Source organism: Streptomyces silvisoli, assembly GCF_029269905.1.
GTDB classification, from domain to species: Bacteria; Actinomycetota; Actinomycetes; order Streptomycetales; family Streptomycetaceae; genus Streptantibioticus_A; species Streptantibioticus_A silvisoli_A.
Genome location: NZ_JARJBC010000001.1, coordinates 466,625 through 491,400, shown reverse-complemented (window position 1 = coordinate 491,400; position 24,776 = coordinate 466,625). Strand labels below are relative to the sequence as shown.

Here is a 24,776-nt window from a genome sequence, read left to right as displayed (position 1 = left end):
CCCGCCGACCAGCAGAACAGCCGGGGCAGCGGGGCACGACGAAGCTCCTGGGCGCGCCGACCTGTCCAACCTATTGCCGGAACGGCAAGGAACCTTGCGATTCCGACTGCTGGCGTTCCATGGTGCACACATGACTGCACAGAAGAATGCCGCTGAGTGGGATGTCGTGGTCGTCGGCGGAGGCGTCGCCGGCCTGTCGGGGGCGCTGACGCTGGCGCGGGCCCGTCGCTCCGTACTGGTCGTCGATGCCGGTGAACCGCGCAACGCGCCCGCGTCCGCGGCGCACGGGCTGCTCTCCCGGGACGGCGTGCCGCCGCTGGAACTCCTGCGGGCGGGACGGCAGGAGATCACCGGGTACGGCGGACGGATCGTGTCCGGCCGGGCCGTGGCCGCCCGGCGGGCGGATGACTGCTTCGTCGTCGAGACCGCGAGCGGGGACAGCTTCAGCGCACGCCGTTTGCTGGTGACGACGGGGCTGGTGGACCAACTGCCCGCGGTGCCCGGGGTGCGGGAACGGTGGGGGCGCGACGTGCTGCACTGCCCGTACTGCCACGGTTGGGAGGTACGGGATGTGCCGATCGGCGTGCTGGCCGGCGGCCCGACCTCGATGCATCAGGCGCTGTTGTTCCGGCAGTGGTCGTCCCAGGTGACCTACTTCCTCCACACCGCTGAGGACCCGAGCGAGGAGGAGTGGGAGCGGTTGGCCGCCCGTGGGATCAGCGTGGTCGATGGCGAGGTCACCGGTCTGGAGGTCCGAGACGATCAACTCGCTGGCGTACGGCTGTCCTCGGGGCGACGGGTTCCGGCGAAGGCTCTGGTGGTGGCCCCGCGCTTCGTGGCCCGCAGTGAGGTCCTGTCCGGTCTGGGCGTGACGGCGGTCGAACACCCCATGGGCGTGGGGGCGTACGTGGAGTCGGACGCGACTGGCCGGACCGCCGCCGCCGGGGTGTGGGTCGCAGGCAACGTCACCGACCTGATGGCCGGCGTACCGGCCGCGGCGGGCGCCGGGGTGCAGGCCGCGGTGGCGATCAACGCGGATCTGGTGACCGCTGACACCGACGACGCGGTGGCCCGGCGCAGGGCCGTCCCGCGGGGCGAACTCACCGACGCCTTCAGCCCGGCGAGCGAGGCCGCCGTCTGTGAGCGGGTTCTGGGCGAGCGCCGCCACGGTCTCGACGCCTTGCTGCGCTCAGCCGACCGCGCGCCGCGGTGACCCTCGATGCGGGATCACGAAGCCCGCCATGAGGTGTGCCTACTGACGGGGTGGGGCCGGTCGGGCACGCAGGTGAGCGCGTTCGCCCTGCTGGCCGAACAGGACGAGCAGTTCCACCGGTTCGTCGTCCGCGGCCCCCATCCAGTGCGGCAGATGTGTGTCGAACTCCGCGACCTCACCCGGCTTGAGGATCAGGTCGTGCTGCCCGAGCAGCAGCCGCAGTCTGCCGTTGAGGACGTACAGCCACTCGTACCCCTCGTGGGTCTTCAGGTCGGGGTCGTCGTCCCCGCGCCTGGGCGGGATCACCATCTTGTGCGCCTGCAGTCCTCCGGCGCGCCGGGTCAGCGGCACGAACGTCACCCCGTTGCGCCGGACAGGGCGTAGATGCACCCGCGGGTCACCGGTGTGCGGCGCTCCGACGAGCTCGTCCAGCGGCACACCGTAGGCGCGGGCCAGTGGGAGCAGCAGTTCCAGGTTGGGGCGGCGGCCACCGCTCTCCAGCCGGGACAGGGTGCTTTCCGAGATGCCGGTCGCCTCCGCGAGGTCTGCCAGGGTCATGCTGTGCTGTCGGCGCAGCTCTCGCAGCCGCGGGCCCACGGCCGCCAGCACATCGGTGAGGTCGTCCATGCCTGGCAGCTTGCCGAAACGGCATGGGCGATTGCAACCCCCTCTCGTGGTGGGCAGCAGCCTGCCCGCGTCTTGCCGACAACTTCTCCCAGAAATTCTTGAAGGTTACTGACAATTAACGTCTACTCTTTAAAGAGAGTCACATTCACATCCTCCGAGGTTGGGAGTAGACATGACCGACGTCTCAACAACCGCCCCCACCCGTGAGTTGCCCGCCTTCCCGATGGCCAGGGGCTGTCCCTTCGACCCACCGGAGCAGTACTCGGCGCTGCGCGCGGAACGGCCCATCGCCCGGGTCGCCCTGCCCGGTGACCGAACCGCATGGTTAGTCACCCGGCATGACCTCGTACGCCAGTTGCTGACGGATCCACGGCTGAGTTCCGACCGTACGCACCCCAATCTGCCGACACCCGTCCCCTCGTTGCCGGCGCAGGCACAGCAGGACTTCGCCCCCATCGCCAACGCGCTCATCGGTCTCGACGCACCTCGGCACTCGACGCACCGGCGCATGCTCATCACCGAGTTCACGGTGAAACGGGTGCAGGCCCTACGGCCACGCATCCAGGAGATCGCGGATGGCTGTGTCACCGACCTCCTGGCCGGCCCACGTCCCGCGGACCTCGTGAGCGCGCTGTCGCTTCCCGTTCCGTCCATGGTGATCTGCGAGTTGCTCGGTGTCCCCTACGCGGACCGTGACTTCTTCCAGAGCCGGACCAGGACGGTGGTGAGTTTCAACGCCAGTCCGGAAGAGCGGGCCGCGGCGATCCGTGCCCTGCGCGGCTTCCTGGACGAACTGGTCACGGCCAAGGAGCGGGAGCCGAGCGACGACCTGCTAGGCCGGTTGATCCGGCGCAACCGCGAAGCAGAGGTGTTCACGCATGAACTGCTGGTCGGCCTGGCCGCGTTGCTGCTGCTGGCCGGACACGAGACCACCGCGAACATGATCTCGCTGGGTACGGCCGGGCTGCTGCGGAATCCCCAACAACTCGCCCAGCTCAGGGCCGATCCGGCACTGGTCGGCCAGACGGTCGAGGAACTGCTGCGGTACTTCAGCATCGTCGACGCCATTCCCCGGGTGGCACTGGCCGACATCGAGATCGGCGGAGTCACCATCCACGCGGGCGACGGGGTCGCGCTGAGCGTCGGCGGGGCCAACCGCGACGGCGTTGCCTTCGGCCGGGCCGACGAGTTGGACATCCAACGCGGCGGCCGACACCATGTGGCGTTCGGCTACGGGATCCACCAGTGCCTGGGGCAGAACCTGGCCCGGATGGAACTTGAGATCGTGTTCACCACACTCTTCACCCGCGTCCCCGGCCTACGACTGGCCGCGCCCGTCGACGAACTGCCGTTCAAGGACGACGCGACCATCTACGGCCTGTACCAACTGCCCGTCACCTGGTGAACTTGCGTACACACGACGAAAGGGAGTTGGTCATGCGGATCCAGGCCGACAGGGAAGTGTGTGTGGGCTCCGGTCAGTGTGTGCTCACCGAGCCAGCGGTCTTCGACCAGAGCGACGACGACGGCCGGGTACGGCTGCTGGCGGAGCGACCGGGGCCGGAGTACGCCAAGACCGTGCGGGAGGCCGTCGACCTGTGCCCGTCACGCGCGCTGTCGCTGGGCGAGGACGAGGGCTGAGGGGCGGCCCCTACACCGACGCCTTGCGCGCCCAGCCGATCATGCCGCACTTCGTGATGGTGACGGGAACCCGCAACCGCCGAGCGGCGGTTGCGGCCTGCGTAGCAACCTCCCGGCACCTGCCCGCGTCTCCGTACAAGTAAGCTGGTGCCACGGTACCGCTGGACGATCCAGGTGGCTGGTGGTGTCGGCCCGTCTGCGTCACGGCCCTGTCGACGGCGGTCGGTCGGGTGACCCGGGCCTCAACGCCAGTTGACGCCCGGGGGTCGATGCGGAACCCGCCGCACACAACAGGTTCCTTACACAGCCGAGCGACGTACCGTGCGATCTATGCCGCTAACGGATTCGGGTCGAGCCCCGTCCAAGATCCGTCTTGCCTGTCGCATGATGGGTACAAGCGTTCTGGCCGGGGTACTGGCGGCGGGTCTCGCACTGCCCGCCGTAGGCGCCATCGGGGTCAGTGCCAAGGCAGCGACCGAGGACTTCAACGACCTGCCCGACGACCTCAAAGCGCCCCCGCTGACCCAGGCGACGTCGATCTACGACGCCGACGGCGGCGTCATCGCCACCGTCTACGACCGCGACCGGACCGTCGTACCCGAGGACCAGATCGCGCCCGTCATGCGCACCGCGCTGGTCGACATCGAGGACCACCGCTTCTACCAGCACGGTGCCATCGACGTGAAGGGCGTTCTGCGTGCGCTCAACACCAACGCGGCCAGTGGTGGTGTCGTGCAGGGCGCTTCCACCCTGACCCAGCAGTACGTCAAGAACGTGTTCGTCGAGGAGGCGGGCAACGACCAGCGGGCCGTGCTGCAGGCCCAGCGGCAGACCCTCGGCCGCAAGGTCCAGGAACTGCGCTATGCGATCAAGGTCGAGCAGACCCTCAGCAAGGACCAGATCCTCACCAACTACCTCAACATCACTTACTTCGGCGAACAGGCATACGGGGTCGAAGCCGCGGCTGAACGGTACTTCAGCGTCCACGCCAAGGACCTGTCGCTCCCGCAGGCCGCGCTGCTCGCCGGGCTGGTCCAGTCACCGTCGTCCTACGACCCCACCGTGCACCCCGCAGTCGCCAAGCAGCGCCGCGACACCGTACTGCGCAAGATGGCCCAGTACGGGGGCATCACCTCCGCCCAGGCTCAACAGGCGATCCGGACCCCGATACAGCTCAGGGTCAGCACGCCGCGGCAGGGTTGCATCACCGCGCAACAGGGCGAGGGGTTCTTCTGCGACTACGTACGCCACATCGTGCTGAGCGACCCGTCCTTCGGCAGGACGGCCGCACAACGCCAAGCCCTGTGGCGGCGAGGCGGGTTGCGGATCCACACCACACTGGACCCCAGGGCCCAGCAGGCGCTGCAGCGGTCCGTGACCTCGCACGTCTACACCACGGACCAGGCCGCCACCGCCATGACCCTGGTGCGACCCGGCAGCGGCGCGATCGTCGCCATGGGGCAGAGCCGTGACTACGGTGTCGGACCAGATCAGACGGAGATCAACCTCAACGTCGGCGCCGCGATGGGCGGCGGCTTGGGCTTTCCAACCGGATCGACGTTCAAACCGATCGTCGCGGCAGCCGCGTTGGAGGACGGACTCCAGCCGTCCCAGCGATACCCCTCCCCCTACTCCATGCCCTGGCCGGACATGGCCGACTGCGCGGGACACGACTACCCGCAAGGCGGCGAGGTGCACAACGACAGCACGTCACTGGTCGGCCCGTTCGCCATGCCCGCCGCGATGGCGCAGTCGGTCAACACCTACTTCGCCCAACTGGAGGCCGACACCGGCCTGTGCAACGTCGCCGACATGGCCGACAAGCTCGGCATCACCGACCAGGCCAACGGCGCGGCGCTGCAGGTCGTACCCTCCCTCACCCTGGGCAGCAACGACCTCACCCCACTGGAAATGGCGAACGTCTACGCGACGTTCGCCAACCACGGCGTCTACTGCTCACCGGTCGCCATCACCTCGGTGACGACGGCCGACCATCGGAACCTGGCCGTACCACGGTCCAACTGCACGCGGGTGATGTCGGCGCAGACCGCCGACACCATCACCACCATGCTCAAGGGTGTGGTCCAGGACGGCACCGGCAAGCCCGCCGGGCTCACCGACCGCGACAACGCGGGCAAGACAGGCACCACCGATGCCAGCAAGCAGGTCTGGTTCGTCGGTTACACCCCGGAGCTGTCCGGCGCCACCGTGGTCAGCGACACCAGCAACACCCAGGACCTGGACGGTCAGAGCATCGGCGGCGACATCGTCGGCCAGGCGTTCGGCGGCACCCTCGCCGGTCCCATCTGGCAGGACGCCATGGAAGGAGCCCTGGCCGGGACCCCCGCCGGCACTTCTCGCTGGTACGACTGCCCAACGGTTCCGGTACGGGCGGTGGGTGAGGCCTGCCGACTGACTAGCGGTGCGCGCCCCTCACCGGGGCCAGACGCGCCCGCTCGGTGTCGGGGCTGCGGTAGAGCTCCTCGTCGATCTCGGCGAGCGTGGAGGGGTGGACCTGCGGGCCAAGACCGTAGAACTTCTGGAAGCTCATGACGAGTGGCCGCCACTTGTCCGGGTCGACGCGGTCGGCCGTCCCTTCCATGGCTATGCCGGGGTGCACATGGACCTTCTGCACTCGCACTTCCATCGTGACGATCCGGCCGTTCAGCTGTTCGTCATCCGCGGACATCGGATGCACGGCCGCGAGCACCGCCTCCAGGTGCACAGGGCATTCCAGGGCCCGCGGCGGCCCAACCGTCGCGGACGCCACGGCTGACAGCCCCGCCGTGCCGAACTTGTCGCGCTCGTGGCGGTAGCCGCGGCGCTGCTTGGTGGGTGGAACCGGATCGGCTCCGGTGGTACGTGCGAGGCGGTCGACGGCCGCGGCCTGCGTCGCCGACGGCAGGTTGAGTACGCACTCACCGGTCCGCAGCAGGTTCTGAACGGTCTGCGAACTGGCCGCCATCCCCAGGACCGCACGCCAACCCAACCAGAACGCCGAGGACATGGGGGCGAGATTGGGTGTCTGATCGGGGTTGAGCGTGCTGATGAGGACGACGGGCGTGCCGAAGTAGAGGATCGCCGGTTCCATCTCACGGTGCGGCGCGGAGTGGTTCACGCTTGGGGCTCGCTTCCAGCGGTGCGTTGACTGTTACCGCTGGCCACCCTGCCGCGTTGAGGTGGTCACCGCTGGCGGTGATCAGACGTGGCACTACCGGCCCGGTGGGCGTGCCCCGTGATGAGGGCCGAGGCCGCCGCGGCGGAAGTCGCCACGATGCAACGGGGGTTCGGCCCCCCAATCCGACAGGGCGACATGGGATGCGGCACGACCATGCCGCCCTGTCCATCACCGGCGTCGAAGACACCACCGGCCCGAAGGCCGGTACGCCATCGCGCTCGCACGGTGCGATGGCCTGCTCCGCCGGAGGATCAGCCCTTGGCGATCTGGTACAGCCCGCGGCCCGCACGCTGCACACGGGACGCCGCCGCCAGCCGCTCCAGCGCGGTGCGCACGGAGTTGACGCTGCCGGAGGTGTTCTCGCGGCCCAGCGCCTGGTTGACCTCACCGGCCCGCAGCGGACCGTCGGCCTCGCCCAGGCAGGTCACGATGCTCTCGCTCAACCCGCGGGTCCGCTTGGCGACCTTCGCGGCCTTGGCCGCCGGAGCCTTCTTGGTGGCCTGGGCGGCCTTCGCGACCTTCTTCCGGGCGCGGCCCGCGGACCGCCGTGCCTTGGTGGGAGCAGCGGCCGGCTTGGCGTCGGCCGGGGCCTCTTCGGCGGCCTCGGTGGTCTGCTCCTCGGCCTGCCGGGGCGCAGGCACCGCGACCTCTCGCGGCTGTTCCGCTGCTGCCGTGACCCCTGCGGCCGCTGCTGCCTTCCGCAGGTCAGCGGCTACTTCGGGGACCGGCGCGGCGGAAGCCAACGTCTGGAGGCTGCGCAGTGCCTCACGGACCGCGGTCTCCCTTTCGGTGACCGCCGCGAGCTGCTTCTCCAGCGTCTGCTGCTGCTCCTGCAACCGGGGAAGCTCGTCCTGCAGCAACGAGATCGTGGTTTCAATACCGTCATGTGTGTCGAAGGTGGCTGCCACCGTCGTGTTCCTCATTCGTTCGTAGCGGTTGTCAACGCGGGTCCGCGCCGTCCACAGCGGGAACCCGTGCCCCCCTTCGCGTGCACTCGTTCATGGCGCCTTGTCCACACAGGCAGGGCCACGACCGCGCACCCACTGGCGGACACCTTACGGCGGTTTACCACACTTCGCGTACTCAGCGGCCTGCCTCGTATCCGAAGTTTCCTCACCGCCGCCAGTAATGTCCCCTACCCGAACGGGACTTCGGCACGGACGGAGTGGGACGTTGCCTGCACCACACGAACGGCAACTGGCCACGCCCCACACCCAGTTCCGCGGCCGAGGTGCAACGGCCGGGCTGTGCGCGCATCATGCCTGCTGGAACGCATCAACACAAGGTTGGTGACCGAGGTCATGCCACGAAGTCGTCCAGCTCCACCAGGGCGCGGTGGAGCTGGACGACTTCGGCGAGGGCCTGGACCTGGTGGATTCCGCCCGTGGTTCGCACGGCGGATGACGCCTTCACGCGGCCGGGTCCGGCGGCTGCATTCGTTGTGGAACAGCAGCCACTGCTGGGATGAACGGGCTCGTCAGCTGGTTGACGTGCTGGTTCACGGGCACCGGTCAGGAAGGCAGCGGCAGCACCCTCAACTCGCCGACCGCCGGGCCAGAGCGTGCACGAGCAGATTGGCGTCAACCGTGCCGAGGCCGGTCGCCTGGTCGTATCCGGGCCCGGCGGAGAAGCCACCGGGACCGGTGCGACCGGTGGTGACGTCCACGAGGCCGGTGCGCGGGTGGCCGTAGAGGCGGTACAGGAGCCGGTCGATGACGCCGAGCCGGTGCCCGGCTGCCTGGTCGGCCAGCGCCACGATGCCGGCGAACAACGGCGATGCCTCACTGGTGCCGTTGCCGCCCGCGGTCCAGCCGACCCGGGTCGGGTCATAGCTGGAGTACAGCCACAGGGCGCCGTTGGTTGATGCGGCCATGCTGATGTCCGGGGTGCCGCGGTGTGCGCCGACGACGTTGCGCACGGGGTACTGGTAGGAGGGCCGGGCGAACACCTTGGAGTGGTCTCCGCCACTGCCCGACCAGGCACTGTCGGGTGCGATGCGCTTGCCTGCGTCGTCCAGGTGGAGTTCGGTGCCGCCGACGGCGGTGACCAGCGGGTCACCGGCGGGCCAGGCGGAGTCGAGCCGGTTGGCGTGCCCGCCGCCGTCGCCGGAGCTGGCGGTGAGCGTCACACCGTGCCGGGCCGCGTTGGCGAAGGCGTACCGGAGCGTGGTCAGGCTGGTGTAGTCGCCCTGGGCGAAGCCGGGGAACTCGGCCTCGCTGGTGGCCCAGCTCATCGAGACGACATCGCCCTTGCCTTCGTTGACGAGATGGTTGATCGCGCTCATCATCTCCGGCACGCCGACGGGGCCTTCGGTCTCGGCGACGGCGGTTTCCACGAGCACGATGTGTGCGCCGGGTGCCATAGCGTGGGCGGCTTCGACGTCCAGGGTGGTTTCGTCCGCCCAGCCGTTCTGGTCGGGGTCCTTGGGGTTGAACGGCGGAACCTTGCCCCATTTGACGACGTCGACGGCGGTGTTCGGCAAACCCCACTGCCGGTCGAAGACGTCCAGGTCGTGCTGGATGGTGGGTGAGCCGAACGAGTCCACGATGACGATCGTGCGCCCCTTGCCAGTGATTCCCTTGGCGAACAGCGGCGCCAAGTCGTAGGCGGTGCGGTACTGGAGGGGTGAGTAGCAGCCGCGGCCGATCCGCTTACGGCATTCGCTGGTGCTCACCGGTGCACTGAACACCGGGTTCGCGTCCTTCGCGCGCTGCGGCCCGGCCTGCGGGGCCGGTACGGTGCGCGCCGGGCCGGCGGTCGCGGTCGCGTACGTGCCCGTGGCTGGAGCGAAGGCCAGCGCGGCGGAGAGGGCGGCACCCGCGAGCAGCCTAAGACGCCGCGAAAAAGTCAGGTTCATGACAGTCCTCTCATGCGAATCACGCGGACCTCGACGCGCACTATGGCACCACAACACACCATCCGCCGCGCACTGTAATTCCGTCATCTTTACCCTCCAGAAACACTCCAAGGGAGTAAGGACCTCGGGACGGCCCCGCCGTCTGCGGGCTGGGCCATCCATGGCACTACCGGGGTGCCACTCACTGACGGCTGGTTTCTCGGGCCGCGGATCCCCCGATTGGGCGAGTGTCTCGCGCCGCCCGGAACATCCTCGGCAAGAGTTGGTGCGGACCGAAGGACCCACGAAGTCGTTCGTGGGCCCTTCAGCGAGTCGTGTCACCAACACCCCCAGGAGCTCGCCATGCCCGTGCGGTGCGTCCATACCGCTGGCCGGGACACCTGCCCGGAGGGCTACTACGCCCTCTACGAGCACGCGAACTACAACACGCCCTGCCCGGGTGGGGCCAGTCCCACGCTGGGGCAGACGGTGATCGCCAACGAGTCCGTCGCCTCGCTCAACGGCTATGACTGGCACGCCGGGTTGACCACGTCCGTGGTCAACAAGACGATGATGCACCTGGAGTTGTTCATCGACTGCGCGTTCCGCGGCCGGTCGATGATCGTGGCGCCGGGCGAGTTCGTCGACCGGCTACCGCCGTTCTTCGACAAGGCGGTCTCGTCAGCCCGCCTGATCGCCGGAAGCCACCAGGACGGTGTCCTCATGGTCGCAGACCGCGCCGTCCCCGCCGAGCAAGCCCCAGGCGGGAAAAGGGTCGTAGGCCGCGACGGGGTCATCGTCGGCCGCGAGGCACGCGGTGAGGGCGCAGTGCAGGGCTTCGGGCCGTAGCCCGGTGCCGATGAAGACGAGTTCCTGGCCCTGCTCGGTGTCCGCGTCCCGCGTGCCCGAGGGTTCGAAACGGGCGACCGCGCCAGCCTGTGACCAGATACCTGTCAGGTGCGGGCGGCTGGCGAGCCAGAAGAAGCCCTTCGAACGGAGGATGTCGCCGTACGCCCCGCTGTCCAGGCCGCTGGTGACGAACTCCCAGAGCCTGCCGGGGTGGAACGCCCGGTCGGCGCGGAAGACGGTGCTGGAGATCCCGTACTCCTCGGTCTCCGGGACGTGGTCGCCGTTCAACTCCATTACCCAGCCGGGAGCTTGCTGCGCGCGTTCCAGATCGAAGCGGTTGGTGCCCAGCACGTCCGCCGGAGCCACCCGTCCGTACCGCGCGGACACGATCCGCGCGGCGGGATTGAGCCTGGTGAGCGCTGCCCGCAGAGTGGCGGCCTGGTTCTCGTCCACCAGGTCCAGCTTGTTGAGCACGATGACGTCGGCGAACTCGATCTGGTCCACCAACAGGTCACTGACAGTGCGCTCGTCGTCCTCGTACTGCTCCAGGCCGCGCTCGACGAGTGCGTCCCCGGTGGTCAGCTCGGGCAGGAAGTTCGCGGCGTCGACGACGGTTACCATGGTGTCCAGTCGAGCCACCTCCCCCAGCGTGGCGCCGTCGTCACGGGGAAAGGCGAAGGTCGCCGCGACCGGCATCGGCTCGGAGATGCCGCTCGACTCGATGAGCAGGTAGTCGAACCGGCCCTCACGGGCCAGCCGGTCGACCTCCTCCAGCAGGTCGTCCCTGAGCGTGCAGCAGATGCATCCGTTGGTCATCTCCACGAGACGTTCCTCGGTGCGCGACAGGGCGGCATCGCCTCCGCGTACCAGCGCGGCGTCGATGTTGATCTCGCTCATGTCGTTGACGATGACCGCCACCCGCAGGCCCTCTCGGTTGCTCAGCAGGTGGTTGAGCAGGGTGGTCTTGCCGGAACCGAGGAAGCCGGACAGCACGGTCACGGGGAGGGGCAGTGCCACGGTGCGGTCAGTCCCTCGGGTCGAGCAGGCCGCGCTGGTACGCCTTCACCAGCCTGCGCGGCACCTGGTAGACCGAGCCGTCGACCGTGATGGGCACCAGGTCCGGCCGACTGGCCTTCCACTGGGCCCGGCGATGACGGGTATTGCTGCGGGACATCCTGCGCTTCGGCACGGCCATGGGATCAGTCCTCCTCGGAGTGTGGAGCCCCGAGCGTACATGGAAATGGATTCCATTTCCATCGCGGGGCCGCGAGGTCCAAGCCCGGGATCGGCCCACCTGGCGCGATCCTCGGCGGCCCGCTCCGACCCGGCGCCGGGCCTGGTACTGGCGTCACATGAGTTCGGCCTCCGGCAGGGCAGCCGGAGGCCCAGCCAGCGCCGGGATCACGTGTTGCGAGCGACCACGTTCGCCAACCTACGGAAGCACGACGATGTTCAACTTCCCGGTACGCGGATGCCGGGTGGCTTCCGCGGCCACTCCGTAGACGTCGGCGATCAGTCGCGGAGTGAGCACCGCCTCCGGGGTCCCGGCGGCCAGCAGCCGCCCGCCGCGCAGCACACAGACGCGATCGCAGAACGCGGCCGCCAGATTGAGGTCATGCAGCGCGATGACGGCCGTGACCCCCAACTTCCGTACCAGCAGCAGGGCGTCGAGCTGGTGCCGCAGGTCGAGATGGTTGGTCGGCTCGTCCAGCACCATCACCGACGGCTGCTGGGCCAGCGCCCTGGCGATCAGCACCCGCTGCTTCTCGCCGCCGGAGAGCCGATCGAAGCGCCGCTCGGCCAGTTCGGCAACGCCCAAGGCCTCCAAAGCGGTGCCTACGGCCTGCCGGTCCTCTCGGCCCTCGCCGTGGAAGGCACGCTGGTACGGAACACGCCCCATCAACACCACGTCGCGTACCGTCAGTTGGAAGTCCGCCGGTGCCTCCTGAAGCACCGCGGCCAGTCGGCGGGCAAACCGCCGCCCGGGCATCCGCCAGACGTCCTCGCCATCCAACAACACCCGGCCGGATGTCGGCCGCAGCGCCCGGTAGCAGGTACGCAACAGGGTTGACTTCCCGGCGCCGTTGGGGCCGACCAGTCCCAGCACCTCGCCCGGCCCGGCCCGCAGCGACACCGCGTCGACCAGTGCGCGCCCGCGCGCGAGCACGGTCACCGACTCCGTACACAGCTCGCTCATGCCAGCCCCCTGCGGTACATCAGCCACAGGAAGGCAGGGCCGCCGACCAGCGCCGTCACGATGCCGACAGGTATCTCCTCGGGGCGGATCACCGTCCTGGCGAGCAGGTCGGCGGCGATCAGGAAGACCGCGCCGAGCAGCGCGGCGACGGGCAGGGCGCGCCGGTGGTTGGCGCCGACCAGCAGCCGGGTGATGTGCGGCATCATCAGGCCGACGAACCCGATCGCGCCACTGACCGCCACCATCACCCCGGTCAACAGGGCGCACAACACGAACAGCAGGCCACGGAAGCGGCCGACGTCCAGGCCGAGCGCCGCGGCGGCCTCCTCCCCGGCCAGCAGCAGGTTGAGTTGCCTGGCGGTCCCCAGCAGTACGACGGTGCCGGCCAGCACAGCGACCGCGGGCAGCCACAGACCGTCCCAGCCGGTGCCGCCCAGCCCACCCAGCATCCACTGCAACGCGGCCTGTGCCTGCTGCGGTTGGCCGGACGTCACGATCAGCAAGCTGGCCACCGCCGACAGCACCTGGGCGGTGGCCACCCCGGCCAGGATCAGCCGTACCGTCGTCATCCGACCGCCCGATCGCGCCAGAGCGTAGACCACCAGCAACGCGACCAGCCCACCGAGAAACGCGGCGGCGGACAGCGAATACTGTCCGAACAGGGTGACTCCGCAGACAACCACCAACACCGCGCCCACGCTCGCCCCGGAGGAGACGCCGAGCAGTGCCGGGTCCGCGAGTGGATTGCGCACCAGGGCCTGAAGTGCCATCCCGCAGACCGACAGCCCCGCCCCCACAGTCCCGCCGAGCAGCACCCTGGGCAGTCGGACGCCCACCACGATGGTGTCCCGGACCTGCGGCCAGTCGGCGCCGACCAGCGACGGCGCCAGTCTGTGCAGCAGGATCCGCCAGACCTGTCCGGGCGGCACCGCGACCGAACCGAGAGCGACCCCTAACGTGGCGACCGCGAACAGCAGGACGAGCAGTCCCGCGACCACCGACCAGTACCGGGTCATCGGAAGTCGCCCGGATGCAGCTGCCTGGCCAGCGACTCGACCGCCGAAGGCAGCCGCACACCCAACACCGTCGAGCTGAGCGGCAGTGCGGCGAAGCGCCGGTGGCGAATGGCAGGCACGTCCCTGAGCGCCGGGTTCGACAGCAAGAAGGCCTTCTTGGCCGCTACCGACTGCTCCCCGTAGTCATAGATCACGATGACGTCGGGGGCGCGCTGGGCGACCTGCTCGAACGACACGTCACCGAAGCGCTTGTCGAGGTCGGCGAAGGCATTGCTGCCACCGGCCAGTTCGAGGATCTTGCTGCCGATGCCCGCGCCACCAGCGGTGAACGCGGTCTGCTCGCCGCTGTCGTAGACGAACGCCTTCACCGGCTTCACATGGGCGAGTTGGGACCGAACCCGGTCCAGGGCGGTGTGCATCGAGGCGACCAGCGCCTTCGCCCGGTCCTCCACCGCGAAGATCCGGCCGATGGTCAGGATCTCCTGGTCGTCGGTGGCCTCGGTCACCGGGCCGGAAGGGCAGTTCTCGATGCTGAGGTAGGTGTTGATGCCGTCCTTGGCGAGAGCGGCACGGCCACGCCCCTGGGACTCGTCGAATGCACTGGTGAAGCCGCCGTAGACGAAGTCGGGTTCGGCGGAGAGCAGCGCCTCCTGGGAGGGGTACCGTCTGGCCAGCACCTTGACCGAGTCGTAGGCGTCCCGGTACTGCGGCAGGACCGCGTCATCCAGGTAGGCGGTACCGACCATGGACTTCCGCAGTCCCAGCGCCATCATGATCTCGGTGGTGTGCTGGTTGAGCGTCACCGCGCGGGTGGGCGGGTGTCGGTAGGTGGTGGTAACGCCGCAGTTGTGCACGGTGAACGGGAAATCCTTGGCGGTGCCCGTCGGGTCGGGCTTGGGCACGGCCGAGCCGCAGCCCGCCAGGAACAGCAGGCAGACGGCCGCCGCGAGGCCGGGAAGCACGCGCATGCGCATGATGAAGTTGGATCCTCTCACCGGAACCGGGCCGGAGTCGGGGTACAGCAGCGGGCCAGTCTCCTGACTCCCGGATCAGCGCTCCCCTCGGCCTTCCCGCCTTACGGCCGTGGCCTTCGTTGAGGTTCGCTCCCCGGTCACAGTGGCGCGACCGTGCCGGAATTGCACCGGCTTCCTGGCATCCACCAACATCCTAGGGGATATGTCCTGCGGAATCTGTGGCAGGATCGCGACCGATGCCACCATCCATCGACGCGGACCGTGCCTTCCCGGCTCTCCCCCAACTCGCCGCCTTGGGGCGCTTCTTCACCGTCAGCACCGGTCCACCACCCCACGGCGCCCGCCCCTGGGCCGAGTCGGCGCCCGATCGCCGCGTGCACTGCGTGCTGCGCTGAAACAGCCCACCCCAGGCCGTGGTTGTCGCCGTCAGCCGTTCAGCTCGCTGACCAGCGCGCGGACGGCCGCGGTCGGCGTCCGAGGGTGAACCACTTCCGTACGGTGCACCAGGCGCGGCGCGCGGATCCGTACGGCCGCCGTCCCGGTGAGGCCGGTGGCCGCGGGAAGCGGGAGCGCGGCGAGGCCGTGGCCGCTCGCGACCAGCGCTCCGAGGCCGCGCACATCGGTCCCGTCGTACGTCATGTGCGGAGTGAAACCATCCGAGCGGACCGCGGAGCGTAGCTGGCCGAGGGGGACGGCCGTGTCCGGAGCGTCCACCCAGTGGGCGTCCGCGAGGTCCCCGAGGCGCAGTGAGGGGCGCCGGGCCAGTGGGTGGTCGGCCGGGAGCAGGATCGCGAGGGGCGCCTCGGCGACGGCAAGGGTGGACATCGGGCCCGCGTCGGGCAGCGGCAACGGGTCGCTGGGTGCGGCGACACCGTCCACCAGGGCGACGTCCGCCGCGCCGGTCAGTACCGCCCGCACCGCTTCGTCCCGGCCATGCACCTCGACTGCGAGCGTGAGCCCGGGAGTTGCCTCACGCACCCGAGCCAGCGCCATGGTCAAGGCGGGCGTGAGTGTGATGGGAGCGCAGGCCACGGCCAGCCGTGCGGGCCGCACCTGCCGGAGCCGGGCGATGTCCGCACGGGCCGCGTCAAGGCGTAGCAGCAACGGCCGGGCGTGTTCCACCAACCGTTCCCCCGCGGCCGTCGGTCCCACCGGTCGGCGCTCCACCAGCCGGGTTCCGAGATCGGCCTCCAGTGCGGCGATGTGCTGCGAGACCGCGGACTGCGTGTAGCCCAGCCCCTGGGCCGCCGCGGAGAACGAACCGTGCTCGATGACCGCCACGAAGGTGCGGAGGAGATGCGGATCCATGTGCATCAGTATCGCTAATGAAAGATGCAGGATTCATCGTTGGACGTGATGTGGCACCGCCGCCGAGGATGTGTCCATGACGAACACCGCACGTATCGCCCTGGTCGGCGACCGCTCCCCGCAGGTCCGCTCCCACACCCGCGTCCCGGTTCTGCTGGACGCTCTGCGTGTCCGCGACGGCCTGGACCTCGACGCCTACTGGATCCCCACAGAGGAGGCCGAGACGGCCGGGTCCGGTGGGGTCGACGGCTTCGACGCGGTCTGGGTGCTGCCCGGCAGCCCGTACCGCAGTGAGGCGGGGGTGCTCGCGGCCATCCACACCGCCCGCCTGAAGGGCATCCCGTTCCTCGGTACGTGCGGTGGCTTCCAGCACACGCTGCTGGAGTACGCCCGCGACGTGTGCGGTCTCGGCGACGTCGTACACGCCGAGAACACACCGCGGTCCAGCGTCGAGGACGCGCTGATCGTCCCCCTGTCCTGCTCCCTGGTCGGCCACGAGGCCGCGGTGCTCCTGGCTCCCGACTCGCAGGCGGCCCAACTGGTGGGCGCCGAACGGAGCGTGGAGCGCTACCACTGCAACTATGGCCCGAACCCACGGTACTTGGACACGCTGCGCGGCCACGGCCTGCGTTTCACCGGCACAGACGAGGCAGGCGACGTCCGCATCGCCGAACTCCCCGGACACCCGTTCTTCCTGGCCACCCTGTTCCAGCCGGAACTACACGGTGACGGCACCCGTCCGCATCCCATCATCCGGGGCCTGGCAGCCGCGGCCGTGCGGCACGCGGGGGCCTGACCGTCCGGTCTTCCGGCGGCGGGCAGCCGCCCCTCACTGGCAGCCCGGGTCACCCGGAGCGACAATGGCCTAGGCAGGCTGGTTGCTGATGCTTCCGGCGCCCGCAGCGCCCCTGAGGTGGAGACGTCCATGACCACACCACGGGACCTGTTCATCGTTTCCCTGGACATCGCGTCCGATCGCCCCGTGGAGCGAGGCGATCTCTCGCTCGCGCTCGCGGGCGCCGAGTTGGTCGACCTACTGGATGCCCAGGCGGTCAGCCTGGAGGGCGACCGCATCGTGCCGAACTACCAGCCGACGATCGCCGATCGTCTGCTGGACCAGGCCGCGTCCTCGCTCGTACGGGAGGCACCGTACGAGTCGATCAGTGACTGGCTGTGGCGCAGGGGCCGCGATCTGTCCTCGGCGTATCTGGCTGAGTTCGAGGCGGAGGGACAGATCACCCGGCAGCGAAGTCGCCGCTGGCTGCTGTTCCAGACCACCAGTACGGAACTGGTCGATACGCCCGACCGCCGCCGGGCGGACGACCGCTGGGCGTCGGACGAGCCCGTACTCACCGCCCTGGTGGCGGCGCTCGGCATCCACGACAGACGCACACCGGATACGCCGAGCGTCACCGACGAGTCGGTGCTGGCGGTGCTTGATGCCGTTGAGTACGCGTTGGAGGAACTGGCGACGGAACGGCGACGGCGAGTGGGAAGGCTGGAGGAGGCCGCCCAGAACAACCGTCAGCGGGGGTGGTGAGGGCGGCGGCCTCGATGGCACCGCGCTGAGCGGCGCCATCGAGGCGAAGGCGATAGCGCCGGGTCAGCCCTCGGTGATCTCGCGGACCTCCGCGGTGACCGTCATGTGCTCGTCGTGGACCTCCAGGAACCGCCGGGTCCACTCCAGCGCCTCGGCCTTGTCCTTGGCCTGAAGGATGGCGTAACCGCCGACGACTTCCTTGCTCTCGGTGAAGGGACCGTCGGTGGCGCTGATCCTGCCGCCGGACCAGGTGAGCCGGGTTCCGTCGGAAGTGGGGGTGAGCCCGGCGGTCTCCTGCATGACCCCGGCCTTGGTGATCTCCTCCAACAGCGCGCCCATACGCTCACCGAACTCCGGGGTGGCGTACTTGATGGGGTGGTCCTGCTCGTCGATGCGGATCAGCGACAGAAAACGCGGCATGGTGACTCCTCGATCAAGGAGGGCGGTGACTCTTTCCCCGCCTCTCACCCTTGCGTCGATCGGGCGACGGCCGGATCGACATCGTCCGGGAAATATTTTTCCGGGTCTTCTCCGGAGCGCCTCGGCCCGCTGGCGGCGCGGTTCCCGCGCCTTGCGGGCTCCGGGTTGCCGGTACCCAGCGCCGAGTGCGATATCGGCGGAAGACGCTAAGAGTAACCATGCCACTACGGCGTGTAGGGATCGCGCGAATCGCTGACGTCAGGTCAAGCACTGCCACCGTGGCGCTTCACGCCCGGCGAACCTCCAGCTGACCACAACGCCCTCGGGGCGACCACTGAGCCGATCGCGTCACACCACGCGGTGATCGGTCGGCGGCACGTTAGCCACGGTACCGAGCGGGAAAGCGTGCCATATGGTGCAGATCGGCTACACGATGATGACGGAGCAGGCAGGACCCCGGGAACTCGTGGACCATGTGGTCCGCGCGGAGCAGGCGGGCTTTGACTTCTCGGTCACCTCAGACCACTACTTCCCGTGGCTCGACTCGCAGGGTCACTCCCCCTACGCATGGAGTGTGCTCGGCGCTGCGGCGCAGGCCACCGAACGTATCCCGTTGATGACCTATGTGACCTGCCCGACGCTGCGCTACCACCCCGCTGTCGTGGCGCAGAAGGCGGCGACCGTCCAGCTGCTGTCCGAGGGCCGGTTCCGGCTCGGCCTGGGCTCGGGTGAGAACCTCAACGAGCACATCATCGGGGGCGGTTGGCCAGCGGCAGCCGTACGCCAGGACATGCTCTCCGAGGCCGTGCACATCATCCGGGCCCTCTTCGCGGGCGGATACGTCAACCACCGCGGCGAACACTTCGACGTGGAGTCCGCCAAGCTGTGGGACCTGCCCGAGCAGCCACCCCCGATCGGCATCGCGGTCTCCGGTCCCCGCTCCTGCGAACTCGCCGGGGAACTGGCCGACCTGGTGATCGCCGTCGAGCCGAAAGCGGAGCTGCTGACCGCGTTCGACAAGCACGGCGGCAGCGGGAAGCCACGAGTCGGGCAACTACCCGTCTGCTACGACCCGGACCGGGCGACCGCCGTACGTCGCGCACACGACCAGTTCCGCTGGTTCGGCGGCGGCTGGAAGGTCAATGCGGAACTGCCCGGCCCCGCCGCCTTCGCCTCGGCCAACGCCTACGTACGGCCTGATGACGTGGCCTCGTCCATCCCCTGCGGAGACGACGTGGACGAATTCGTACAGGCCGTACGGCCGTACGTGGACGCCGGGTTCACCGAGGTCGCCCTGGTCCAGGTCGGGGGCGACAGTCAACTGCCCTTCCTGAACTGGGCGGAGAAGGAGCTGCTGCCCGCGCTAAGGCAGTTGTAGTCCACCACGCGGCCGCACCAGCAAGCTGCCCGGGGCAGTGCGCTGGTGCGGGACCGCTAGTCCGGCGAACATCCGCCGGTAGTAGCCGCGGGAAGCGGGCCGAGCAGTTCAACTGCGCAGCGGCCGGGACCTTTTACTCTTCCAGGTGTGGCAGGCAGCTGTCTGGCCTGTCGTGCGACGCGCGAGCCAGCCGGGGCAGCGTCTTCTCGAAACGCGGCCCGGCGCGGTCGGCGTCGGTTGGGGGCGACAGGTCAACCGCCGAGGGCTGCCGCCATGCCGTCGAGGTCGTCGAGGAGGGCGCCCAGACGCCGTTGCGGGACCGCTTCGATCATCTGCTGTTCGATGGCGTAGACGGCGGACCGAGCCGCGTCGAGACGACTGCGGCCCTGCGCGGTGAGGTGTGCGGGGAGGGCGCGGCCGTGGTCGGTGGTGGCAGGGCGGGAGATCAGCTCCGCGTCCTGGAGGCCGCGGAGCACGACATTCATGGACTGCCGCGTGACGAACGCGCCACGGGCGAGCTCGGCGTTGGACAGGCCCGGCTGCTCGTCGAGCAGTTCCAGGCACGCGTACTGCGGCACCGTCAGATCGTGCTGGCGCAGTGCTTTGTCCATGGCGCCGCGCAGCGCCGCGGCGGCGCGCTTGAGGCGGTACCCCACGTGCTCGGTGACGTCGTGAGCGGGGTGCGGCGGGGCGACGGTCTTTCGGTCTTCCATGTCAGGATTTTGACATAGGAGAGGGCCGTGCGTACAGTCTCTTATGTCAAAGTCCTGACATAAGGAATCGAGGACACCTCATGACTGTCACCGTTGGCGGCCCTGACTTCATCGCTCTGCAGGTACGCGATGTCGAGGCAGCGGCCACCTTCTGCGAAAAGCACCTGGGACTGCGGCGGGCGCCGGCCTCGCCTCCCGGTGCGGTGGTGTTCGCCACCGAGCCGATCCCGTTCGCCGTCCGCGAGCCGCTGCCGGGCGTGGATCTCGACGGCGTCGCACAGCCCGGTCTCGGGGTGGCCCTGTGGTTCCGCACCACGGACGCCCAGAAGCTGCACGACCAGCTCACCGCCGCCGGGGTGCCGATCGTCAGCCCACCCACGGACAGCCCCTTCGGCCGCACGTTCACCTTCACCGGCCCCGGGGGCTACGCCATGACAGTGCACGGAGGCTGACCAACACGCCGTCGCCTTCACCCCGTCCCGCCCCTTCTCGCTCGCGGCGAGTGTGCGCTTCCTGGAGGGCTTCACCCCGCGAGCTACCACGACGCGGGGGACGGGATACTCCGCCTGGCCTTTCCGCCGACGACAGCCACTCGGTGGTGGCCGCCGCGGTGCGGCAGGAGCAGAACGCGGACGGCACCGAGCTCCGGGTCCGGGCCCAGTTCACCCTGTGACCCGGTGGTCGGGGCGACCACCCGGCGGACCCCGTGTCCGCCGGGTCCGCACCCGGCAGGGCCGTCCGGGGCCAGCTCGCCCGCATCCTCCCGCTCGACATGGACGGCAGCGGCTTCCCCCAACTAGCCGCCGCCGACCCGGTGGTGGCCGGGCTCATGGCGGACTGTCCGGGGCTTCGGCCAGTGTGTCGGACGTGGGTGGGAGCACCATGGCGCGCGTGCGCTTCTCCGCTGCTCCCTCGGCGTTCCCAAGCCGTTCGACCGCTCAGGACCAGGAAACGGGTACACAACTCCCTTTTAACGTCACAGCGGTTGCCAGGTGGCCGTCCTGGTGGCATTGATGAATCGGTGGTGCCGTGCCAGATCGGGAAGGCCACCGCGCGGGGACCGAGGAGGAGGTGAGCAGTCACTCACGGGCGTTCGCGGCAGCGCGCCGCGAAGGCGACTCCTCCATCGAAAGGCTGCGCTTTGATTGGTTTTCGAAGAGCACGGCGATTGTCATCGGCGATCGCCATCTGCGCCGCGCTGCCACTGACGGGCCTGGTCTGCCTCTCACCACAGGCGTCGGCCCAGCCGAGCAGCGTTGCCAGGACAACCAGCAGACAGCGGCATTTCGATGCCGCCGCTGCCGAGTTCCACGTACCGTTGCCCGTTCTGCTGGGTGTCTCCTACCAGGAGTCGCTGTGGGAGGAGCACGCCGGACAGTACAACACCGTTGGTGGGTACGGTCCGATGAACCTCACCGATGCGACAGTGAGCATGATGGCCGGTGGCCAGTCCGGGGCCGCCGGTCGCGCGGACCTCGACACGCTGACCGACGATCCGTCCCTGCACACCCTCACGGCCGCCGCGAAACTGACAAAGGCCCCCACGGCACAGCTGCGTACGAGCGATCTGCAGAACATCCGTGGTGGCGCGGCGCTGTTGGCGTCGTACGAGAAGGCGCTCACCGGCGGCACGTCCGCTGACCCCGCACAGTGGTACGGCGCGGTCGCACGGTACTTCCAGTCACCGGACGCGGGCGCGGCCAAGAGGTTCGCCGACGATGTGTACGCGACCATCCGCACCGGGGTCCAGCGCGCCACCGCCGACGGCCAACAGGTCCGGCTGCCCGCGATCTCCCTGCAACCGGCCACCGGCCAACTCGCCCTACTCCGTCTACGGGCTTCCGCTTCGCCGTCGCCGGACTGCCCCGCCGAGCTGGACTGCCAGTTCGTCCCGGCGGCGACGACGAACTACCAGTTCGCCAACCGGCCTTCGGACGGACTGGACATCCGCTACATCGTCATCCACGACACCGAGACCACCTACCAACAGGCCATCGACGCCTTCCAGAACCCCGCCAACGGCGACGCGGCGAACTACGTCATGCGTGCCGCGGACGGTGCGGTCACCCAGATGGTGCCCGCCAAGGACCTGGCGTTCCATGCGGGCAACTACTGGTTCAACATGCACTCGGTGGGCATCGAGCACGAGGGCTTCGCGGCTCACGGCGCCACGTGGTACACACAGGCCCAGTACCGGGCCACGGCGGACCTGGTGCGTTATCTGGCCGCGAAGTACGACATCCCGCTGGACCGCCAGCACATCATCGGCCACGACAACGTGCCTGGCCCTGTGGACGGTTACGTGGCCGGCATGCACTGGGATCCGGGTCCGTACTGGGACTGGGCCTACTTCATGCGGCTGGTCGGCTCCCCAGTCGACTGGGGGCCGCGCGGCGTGGGGCCGGTGGGATCCGTCGTGACGATCACGCCCACCTTCGCGCACAACGTCCAGACCGTGCGGGTCTGCCCCGCCGATGACGGCTCCGGGGCCACCACCACCTGCACCGATCAGACCCAGCCGGCGAACTTCCTGTTCGTCCGCACCCAACCCAACGCCGACGCGCCCCTTATCACGGACCCCTATCTCCACCCCACCGCCGGATCCGCCGGCACCGTAGAGATCACCGACTGGGGCGACACCCTGTCGACCGGCCAGCAGTTCGTCGTCGCGGGGCGCAGCGGTGACTGGACGGCAGTCTGGTTCGGCGGCCAGAAGGCCTGGTTCTACAACCCTCATGGGCGCAACACCACGCTCGCCTTCGGTGCGACGGTGATCAGTGCGGCCGACGCGTCGTCCACGGTGAGCGTCTACGGTGAGGGCTACCCCCAACCATCCGAATACCCGCCGGGGCTCGCCCCGTCGACCGAAAAGCCACTGAGCTCCTACGCGTTGCCCGCGGGCCAGGCATACGTGGCGACCGCTCCCCCGGTACCCGCCGACGACTTCTTCGCCAAGAACCCACCGGACACCGTCGTGACCGGCTCCGAACAGTTCTACACGATCCAGTACAACCACCGGGTGGCCCTGGTGAACGCCAACGATGTCTCGGCGAACGGCACCTGGTTCCCGGACCACCCGCCCGCCGGGCGTCCGCACCGACGATGACTGCGGGTATGACCACACCACGTAGGAAAGCCGAGATCTTCGTCGGTGCTGGTCCTGACCGCCGGTTCGAGGGCCCCGCGACCGGCGACGAGCGGCACATGCTCGTCGCCTTCCTCGGGGCCCATCGTGCCACGTTGGAGCTGAAGTGCGCGGGCGTGGCGGAGGAGTTGTCGCGGCGGTCCGCCGCACCGTCCACGCTGTCGTTGCTCGGCCTCGTACGGCCGCGCGGCACCGTGTCACTGCGGTGGGTGCTCATCCACATGATCGAGGAGTACGCCCGGCACAACGGCCACGCCGACCTGCTCCGTGAACGGATCGACGGAGCGGTCGGCGTGTGATGCGGAGTGGAACCCCAGGCAAGGTCGCTCTGTCTACGCGTGCGTCTCGTGCTGTGGGGGGATGGCCATCACGCTGATGCCCACGGGACCGTGCCGCGTCCAGCGGTGTCGGATAGTGCTGGGCTCGGTGCAAGCCCAATCACCCCTGGGCCGGGGCGTGTTCGACGCCCGCGCACCAGATGCGCCTGAGGCGTCGAGTGGCGCGGATGTCTGCGACCGGGTCGCCGTCGATGAGTACGAGGTCGGCGCGCAGGCCGGGTTCGATGGCGCCCCGGTCGGCCAGGCCGAAGTGCTGTGCCGGAAGTTCGGTCGCGGCGCGTAGGGCGTCCACGGTGGTCAGTCCGGCGTCCACGAGGAGTTCCAGTTCGCGGTGGAGGCTCGTGCCGTGCGGGACGTGTGCCGGCGACCCGGGGGTGGAGTTGGCATCGGTGCCCGCGAGGACGGGTACGCCCGCCTGATAGAGAGCGGTGACGCTCGCGCGTGCCGGAGCGTAGTCCAAGCCAGCACCACCACCCGCCCGTTCGATGACCGCCTCCATCATGGTGAGGGTCGGAACGGCGACGCGGTCGTCGGCGACCATGAGGGCCACGGCCTCCGTGTCGAGCGCTCGGTCCAGCGGTGCGTGGGTGATGACGTCGGCGCCCGCCTGCTGCGCCATGGCGACGGCGCCGTAGTCGGCCGCGTGGGCGACCACCGCCTTGCCGTGTGCGTGTGCGGCGGCCACCAAGGCGTTGAGGGTGGACTGGTCGAGGCCCTCGGCATCGGGGTGTTCAGCAACGATCTTGATGTAGTCCGATCCCTCGGCCACCCGGGCCGCGACGAACCGTTCCGCGTCAGCGGGGCCGTTCACGATGCTGTCTTCGGGGATACCGCCCAACTTGGCGTGCATACCACCCGCGCTGATGGCAAGGGTGCCCGCGCTACGGATGTCGGTCAACCCCCGTACTTTCCGCAGGGAGTCGACCATGGCAGGGGGCCAGGCTGCCATGTCCAGAGCTGTGGTCACCCCGTGTTCGCACAGCCGACGCAGGTCCTGCGCACCAGAGAGGTGGACGTGGCAGTCGATGAGGCCCGGCAACAGCACGGCACCGCCGCCGTCGATCACCCGTGCGCCCACGGGGTCGGTGCCGATCCGGTCGCCGTCGATGACGACCGTACCCGGGGCCCGAAGCTGACGGCCGTCGAAGACCCGAACGTTCGTCAGAGCCGATTTCTCGCGGCGGGATGTGTCGGGCTCGGACGGCGCCGATCCGGTCATTCGGGCTCTCCCTTGCCTTCGGGTGCGGTGGGTTCATCCGTCCGGGCCTGCTGCGCTGTCAACGGTGACGGGTGTCGCTACGTTGAACCGCGCTTCCCCCATCTTGGCAAACCGGCCCCCTCGTACCCAGCCATGCACGCCGTGACACGGCGTACTCAAGCCCAAAGGGGCCGAGAACCCCCAG

Annotated in this window: 23 protein-coding genes, 2 pseudogenes and 1 riboswitch; of the genes and pseudogenes, 12 read left to right on the top strand and 13 right to left on the bottom strand. The window is 69.2% G+C overall.

Going from position 1 to position 24,776, the window contains the following annotated elements; translation table 11 throughout:
* Positions 1–130: 130 nt before the first annotated feature.
* Positions 131–1,213 carry an NAD(P)/FAD-dependent oxidoreductase gene (locus P3G67_RS02305; protein ID WP_276091934.1) on the top strand — a complete coding sequence of 361 codons (1,083 nt, stop codon included), beginning with the start codon at positions 131–133 and terminating at the stop codon, positions 1,211–1,213.
* 39 nt (positions 1,214–1,252) lie between these two features.
* Here P3G67_RS02305 and P3G67_RS02300 read toward each other — a convergent pair whose 3' ends face one another.
* On the bottom strand, positions 1,253–1,840 hold the full coding sequence (locus tag P3G67_RS02300) for a helix-turn-helix domain-containing protein (protein ID WP_276091933.1): 588 nt from the start codon (positions 1,838–1,840) through the stop codon (positions 1,253–1,255).
* A 172-nt stretch (positions 1,841–2,012) separates the two neighbouring features.
* Here P3G67_RS02300 and P3G67_RS02295 point away from each other — a divergent pair, with 172 nt between their 5' ends.
* The 3 genes and pseudogenes from P3G67_RS02295 to P3G67_RS02285 all read left to right on the top strand — a co-directional run.
* Positions 2,013–3,245: a cytochrome P450 gene (locus tag P3G67_RS02295; RefSeq protein WP_276091932.1), complete on the top strand. Its 1,233-nt coding sequence runs from the start codon at positions 2,013–2,015 to the stop codon at positions 3,243–3,245.
* A 32-nt stretch (positions 3,246–3,277) separates the two neighbouring features.
* On the top strand, positions 3,278–3,481 hold the full coding sequence (locus P3G67_RS02290; protein ID WP_269858959.1) for a ferredoxin: 204 nt from the start codon (positions 3,278–3,280) through the stop codon (positions 3,479–3,481).
* Positions 3,482–3,811: 330 nt separating this feature from the next.
* Positions 3,812–5,719 (top strand): annotated as a pseudogene (locus tag P3G67_RS02285) (transglycosylase domain-containing protein); the annotation flags it as partial.
* A 178-nt stretch (positions 5,720–5,897) separates the two neighbouring features.
* On the opposite strand, the gene P3G67_RS02280 reads toward P3G67_RS02285, so the two are convergent.
* The 8 genes from P3G67_RS02280 to P3G67_RS02245 form a co-directional block, all read right to left on the bottom strand.
* Positions 5,898–6,599, bottom strand: coding sequence for a flavin reductase family protein (locus P3G67_RS02280; protein WP_276091931.1), 702 nt, complete (start codon positions 6,597–6,599; stop codon positions 5,898–5,900).
* Positions 6,600–6,910: 311 nt separating this feature from the next.
* Positions 6,911–7,567 (bottom strand): hypothetical protein, encoded by a 657-nt coding sequence (locus tag P3G67_RS02275; RefSeq protein ID WP_276091930.1) that lies wholly within the window; start codon positions 7,565–7,567, stop codon positions 6,911–6,913.
* A gap of 626 nt (positions 7,568–8,193) precedes the next feature.
* Complete coding sequence (locus tag P3G67_RS02270; RefSeq protein ID WP_276091929.1) at positions 8,194–9,516, bottom strand: S53 family peptidase; 1,323 nt, start codon at positions 9,514–9,516, stop codon at positions 8,194–8,196.
* A gap of 660 nt (positions 9,517–10,176) precedes the next feature.
* Positions 10,177–11,361, bottom strand: coding sequence for a GTP-binding protein (locus tag P3G67_RS02265; protein ID WP_276091928.1), 1,185 nt, complete (start codon positions 11,359–11,361; stop codon positions 10,177–10,179).
* Positions 11,362–11,368: 7 nt separating this feature from the next.
* Positions 11,369–11,539 (bottom strand): 50S ribosomal protein L32, encoded by a 171-nt coding sequence (gene rpmF / locus P3G67_RS02260; protein WP_269858953.1) that lies wholly within the window; start codon positions 11,537–11,539, stop codon positions 11,369–11,371.
* 237 nt (positions 11,540–11,776) lie between these two features.
* Positions 11,777–12,541, bottom strand: coding sequence for an ABC transporter ATP-binding protein (locus tag P3G67_RS02255; RefSeq protein ID WP_276091927.1), 765 nt, complete (start codon positions 12,539–12,541; stop codon positions 11,777–11,779).
* Complete coding sequence (locus P3G67_RS02250) at positions 12,538–13,557, bottom strand: FecCD family ABC transporter permease (protein ID WP_276091926.1); 1,020 nt, start codon at positions 13,555–13,557, stop codon at positions 12,538–12,540. Before P3G67_RS02250 ends, P3G67_RS02255 begins: the two co-directional genes overlap by 4 nt.
* Positions 13,554–14,531 (bottom strand): ABC transporter substrate-binding protein, encoded by a 978-nt coding sequence (locus P3G67_RS02245; RefSeq protein ID WP_276091925.1) that lies wholly within the window; start codon positions 14,529–14,531, stop codon positions 13,554–13,556. Before P3G67_RS02245 ends, P3G67_RS02250 begins: the two co-directional genes overlap by 4 nt.
* A gap of 36 nt (positions 14,532–14,567) precedes the next feature.
* Positions 14,568–14,736, bottom strand: a riboswitch (cobalamin riboswitch).
* A gap of 31 nt (positions 14,737–14,767) precedes the next feature.
* On the opposite strand from P3G67_RS02245, the gene P3G67_RS02240 reads away from it, so the two are divergent.
* A complete protein-coding gene (locus tag P3G67_RS02240; protein ID WP_276091924.1) occupies positions 14,768–14,926 on the top strand; it encodes a hypothetical protein in 159 nt (52 codons plus the stop codon).
* A gap of 31 nt (positions 14,927–14,957) precedes the next feature.
* On the opposite strand, the gene P3G67_RS02235 is transcribed toward P3G67_RS02240, so the two are convergent.
* Positions 14,958–15,839, bottom strand: coding sequence for a LysR family transcriptional regulator (locus P3G67_RS02235; RefSeq protein WP_276091923.1), 882 nt, complete (start codon positions 15,837–15,839; stop codon positions 14,958–14,960).
* 76 nt (positions 15,840–15,915) lie between these two features.
* Here P3G67_RS02235 and P3G67_RS02230 point away from each other — a divergent pair, with 76 nt between their 5' ends.
* A complete protein-coding gene (locus P3G67_RS02230) occupies positions 15,916–16,635 on the top strand; it encodes a CTP synthase C-terminal region-related (seleno)protein (RefSeq protein WP_276091922.1) in 720 nt (239 codons plus the stop codon).
* A gap of 129 nt (positions 16,636–16,764) precedes the next feature.
* Entirely contained in the window at positions 16,765–17,379 is a 615-nt protein-coding gene (locus P3G67_RS02225; protein WP_276091920.1) for a GOLPH3/VPS74 family protein, read from the top strand.
* Positions 17,380–17,442: 63 nt separating this feature from the next.
* On the opposite strand, the gene P3G67_RS02220 is transcribed toward P3G67_RS02225, so the two are convergent.
* Positions 17,443–17,799 (bottom strand): YciI family protein, encoded by a 357-nt coding sequence (locus P3G67_RS02220; RefSeq protein ID WP_276091919.1) that lies wholly within the window; start codon positions 17,797–17,799, stop codon positions 17,443–17,445.
* Positions 17,800–18,211: 412 nt separating this feature from the next.
* On the opposite strand from P3G67_RS02220, the gene P3G67_RS02215 reads away from it, so the two are divergent.
* Positions 18,212–19,177: an LLM class F420-dependent oxidoreductase gene (locus P3G67_RS02215; protein ID WP_276091918.1), complete on the top strand. Its 966-nt coding sequence runs from the start codon at positions 18,212–18,214 to the stop codon at positions 19,175–19,177.
* Between the two features lie 251 nt (positions 19,178–19,428).
* On the opposite strand, the gene P3G67_RS02210 is transcribed toward P3G67_RS02215, so the two are convergent.
* Positions 19,429–19,890 (bottom strand): MarR family winged helix-turn-helix transcriptional regulator, encoded by a 462-nt coding sequence (locus P3G67_RS02210; RefSeq protein WP_276091916.1) that lies wholly within the window; start codon positions 19,888–19,890, stop codon positions 19,429–19,431.
* Positions 19,891–19,970: 80 nt separating this feature from the next.
* On the opposite strand from P3G67_RS02210, the gene P3G67_RS02205 reads away from it, so the two are divergent.
* The 4 genes and pseudogenes from P3G67_RS02205 to P3G67_RS02190 all read left to right on the top strand — a co-directional run bounded on the left by P3G67_RS02205 (position 19,971) and on the right by P3G67_RS02190 (position 23,334).
* Positions 19,971–20,342: a VOC family protein gene (locus P3G67_RS02205; protein ID WP_276091914.1), complete on the top strand. Its 372-nt coding sequence runs from the start codon at positions 19,971–19,973 to the stop codon at positions 20,340–20,342.
* A 52-nt stretch (positions 20,343–20,394) separates the two neighbouring features.
* A pseudogene (locus P3G67_RS02200) lies at positions 20,395–20,752 on the top strand (DNA-3-methyladenine glycosylase 2 family protein); the annotation flags it as partial.
* A gap of 324 nt (positions 20,753–21,076) precedes the next feature.
* A complete protein-coding gene (locus P3G67_RS02195) occupies positions 21,077–22,996 on the top strand; it encodes an N-acetylmuramoyl-L-alanine amidase (RefSeq protein WP_391858177.1) in 1,920 nt (639 codons plus the stop codon).
* Between the two features lie 8 nt (positions 22,997–23,004).
* Positions 23,005–23,334, top strand: coding sequence for a mycothiol transferase (locus tag P3G67_RS02190; protein WP_276091910.1), 330 nt, complete (start codon positions 23,005–23,007; stop codon positions 23,332–23,334).
* Positions 23,335–23,473: 139 nt separating this feature from the next.
* On the opposite strand, the gene P3G67_RS02185 is transcribed toward P3G67_RS02190, so the two are convergent.
* A complete protein-coding gene (locus P3G67_RS02185) occupies positions 23,474–24,592 on the bottom strand; it encodes an amidohydrolase family protein (RefSeq protein ID WP_276091909.1) in 1,119 nt (372 codons plus the stop codon).
* Between the last annotated feature and the right edge of the window lie 184 nt (positions 24,593–24,776).

Bases quoted from the DNA above. Each gene is read 5' to 3' on its own strand.
- P3G67_RS02305 (WP_276091934.1), top strand. From the start codon at position 131: ATGACTGCACAGAAGAATGCCGCTGAGTGGGATGTCGTGGTCGTCGGC.
- P3G67_RS02300 (WP_276091933.1), bottom strand. From the start codon at position 1,840: ATGGACGACCTCACCGATGTGCTGGCGGCCGTGGGCCCGCGGCTGCGA.
- P3G67_RS02295 (WP_276091932.1), top strand. From the start codon at position 2,013: ATGACCGACGTCTCAACAACCGCCCCCACCCGTGAGTTGCCCGCCTTC.
- P3G67_RS02290 (WP_269858959.1), top strand. From the start codon at position 3,278: ATGCGGATCCAGGCCGACAGGGAAGTGTGTGTGGGCTCCGGTCAGTGT.
- P3G67_RS02270 (WP_276091929.1), bottom strand. From the start codon at position 9,516: ATGAACCTGACTTTTTCGCGGCGTCTTAGGCTGCTCGCGGGTGCCGCC.
- rpmF (WP_269858953.1), bottom strand. From the start codon at position 11,539: ATGGCCGTGCCGAAGCGCAGGATGTCCCGCAGCAATACCCGTCATCGC.
- P3G67_RS02255 (WP_276091927.1), bottom strand. From the start codon at position 12,541: ATGAGCGAGCTGTGTACGGAGTCGGTGACCGTGCTCGCGCGCGGGCGC.
- P3G67_RS02250 (WP_276091926.1), bottom strand. From the start codon at position 13,557: ATGACCCGGTACTGGTCGGTGGTCGCGGGACTGCTCGTCCTGCTGTTC.
- P3G67_RS02245 (WP_276091925.1), bottom strand. From the start codon at position 14,531: ATGCGCATGCGCGTGCTTCCCGGCCTCGCGGCGGCCGTCTGCCTGCTG.
- P3G67_RS02240 (WP_276091924.1), top strand. From the start codon at position 14,768: ATGCCACCATCCATCGACGCGGACCGTGCCTTCCCGGCTCTCCCCCAA.
- P3G67_RS02235 (WP_276091923.1), bottom strand. From the start codon at position 15,839: ATGGATCCGCATCTCCTCCGCACCTTCGTGGCGGTCATCGAGCACGGT.
- P3G67_RS02230 (WP_276091922.1), top strand. From the start codon at position 15,916: ATGACGAACACCGCACGTATCGCCCTGGTCGGCGACCGCTCCCCGCAG.
- P3G67_RS02225 (WP_276091920.1), top strand. From the start codon at position 16,765: ATGACCACACCACGGGACCTGTTCATCGTTTCCCTGGACATCGCGTCC.
- P3G67_RS02220 (WP_276091919.1), bottom strand. From the start codon at position 17,799: ATGCCGCGTTTTCTGTCGCTGATCCGCATCGACGAGCAGGACCACCCC.
- P3G67_RS02215 (WP_276091918.1), top strand. From the start codon at position 18,212: ATGGTGCAGATCGGCTACACGATGATGACGGAGCAGGCAGGACCCCGG.
- P3G67_RS02210 (WP_276091916.1), bottom strand. From the start codon at position 19,890: ATGGAAGACCGAAAGACCGTCGCCCCGCCGCACCCCGCTCACGACGTC.
- P3G67_RS02205 (WP_276091914.1), top strand. From the start codon at position 19,971: ATGACTGTCACCGTTGGCGGCCCTGACTTCATCGCTCTGCAGGTACGC.
- P3G67_RS02190 (WP_276091910.1), top strand. From the start codon at position 23,005: ATGACCACACCACGTAGGAAAGCCGAGATCTTCGTCGGTGCTGGTCCT.
- P3G67_RS02185 (WP_276091909.1), bottom strand. From the start codon at position 24,592: ATGACCGGATCGGCGCCGTCCGAGCCCGACACATCCCGCCGCGAGAAA.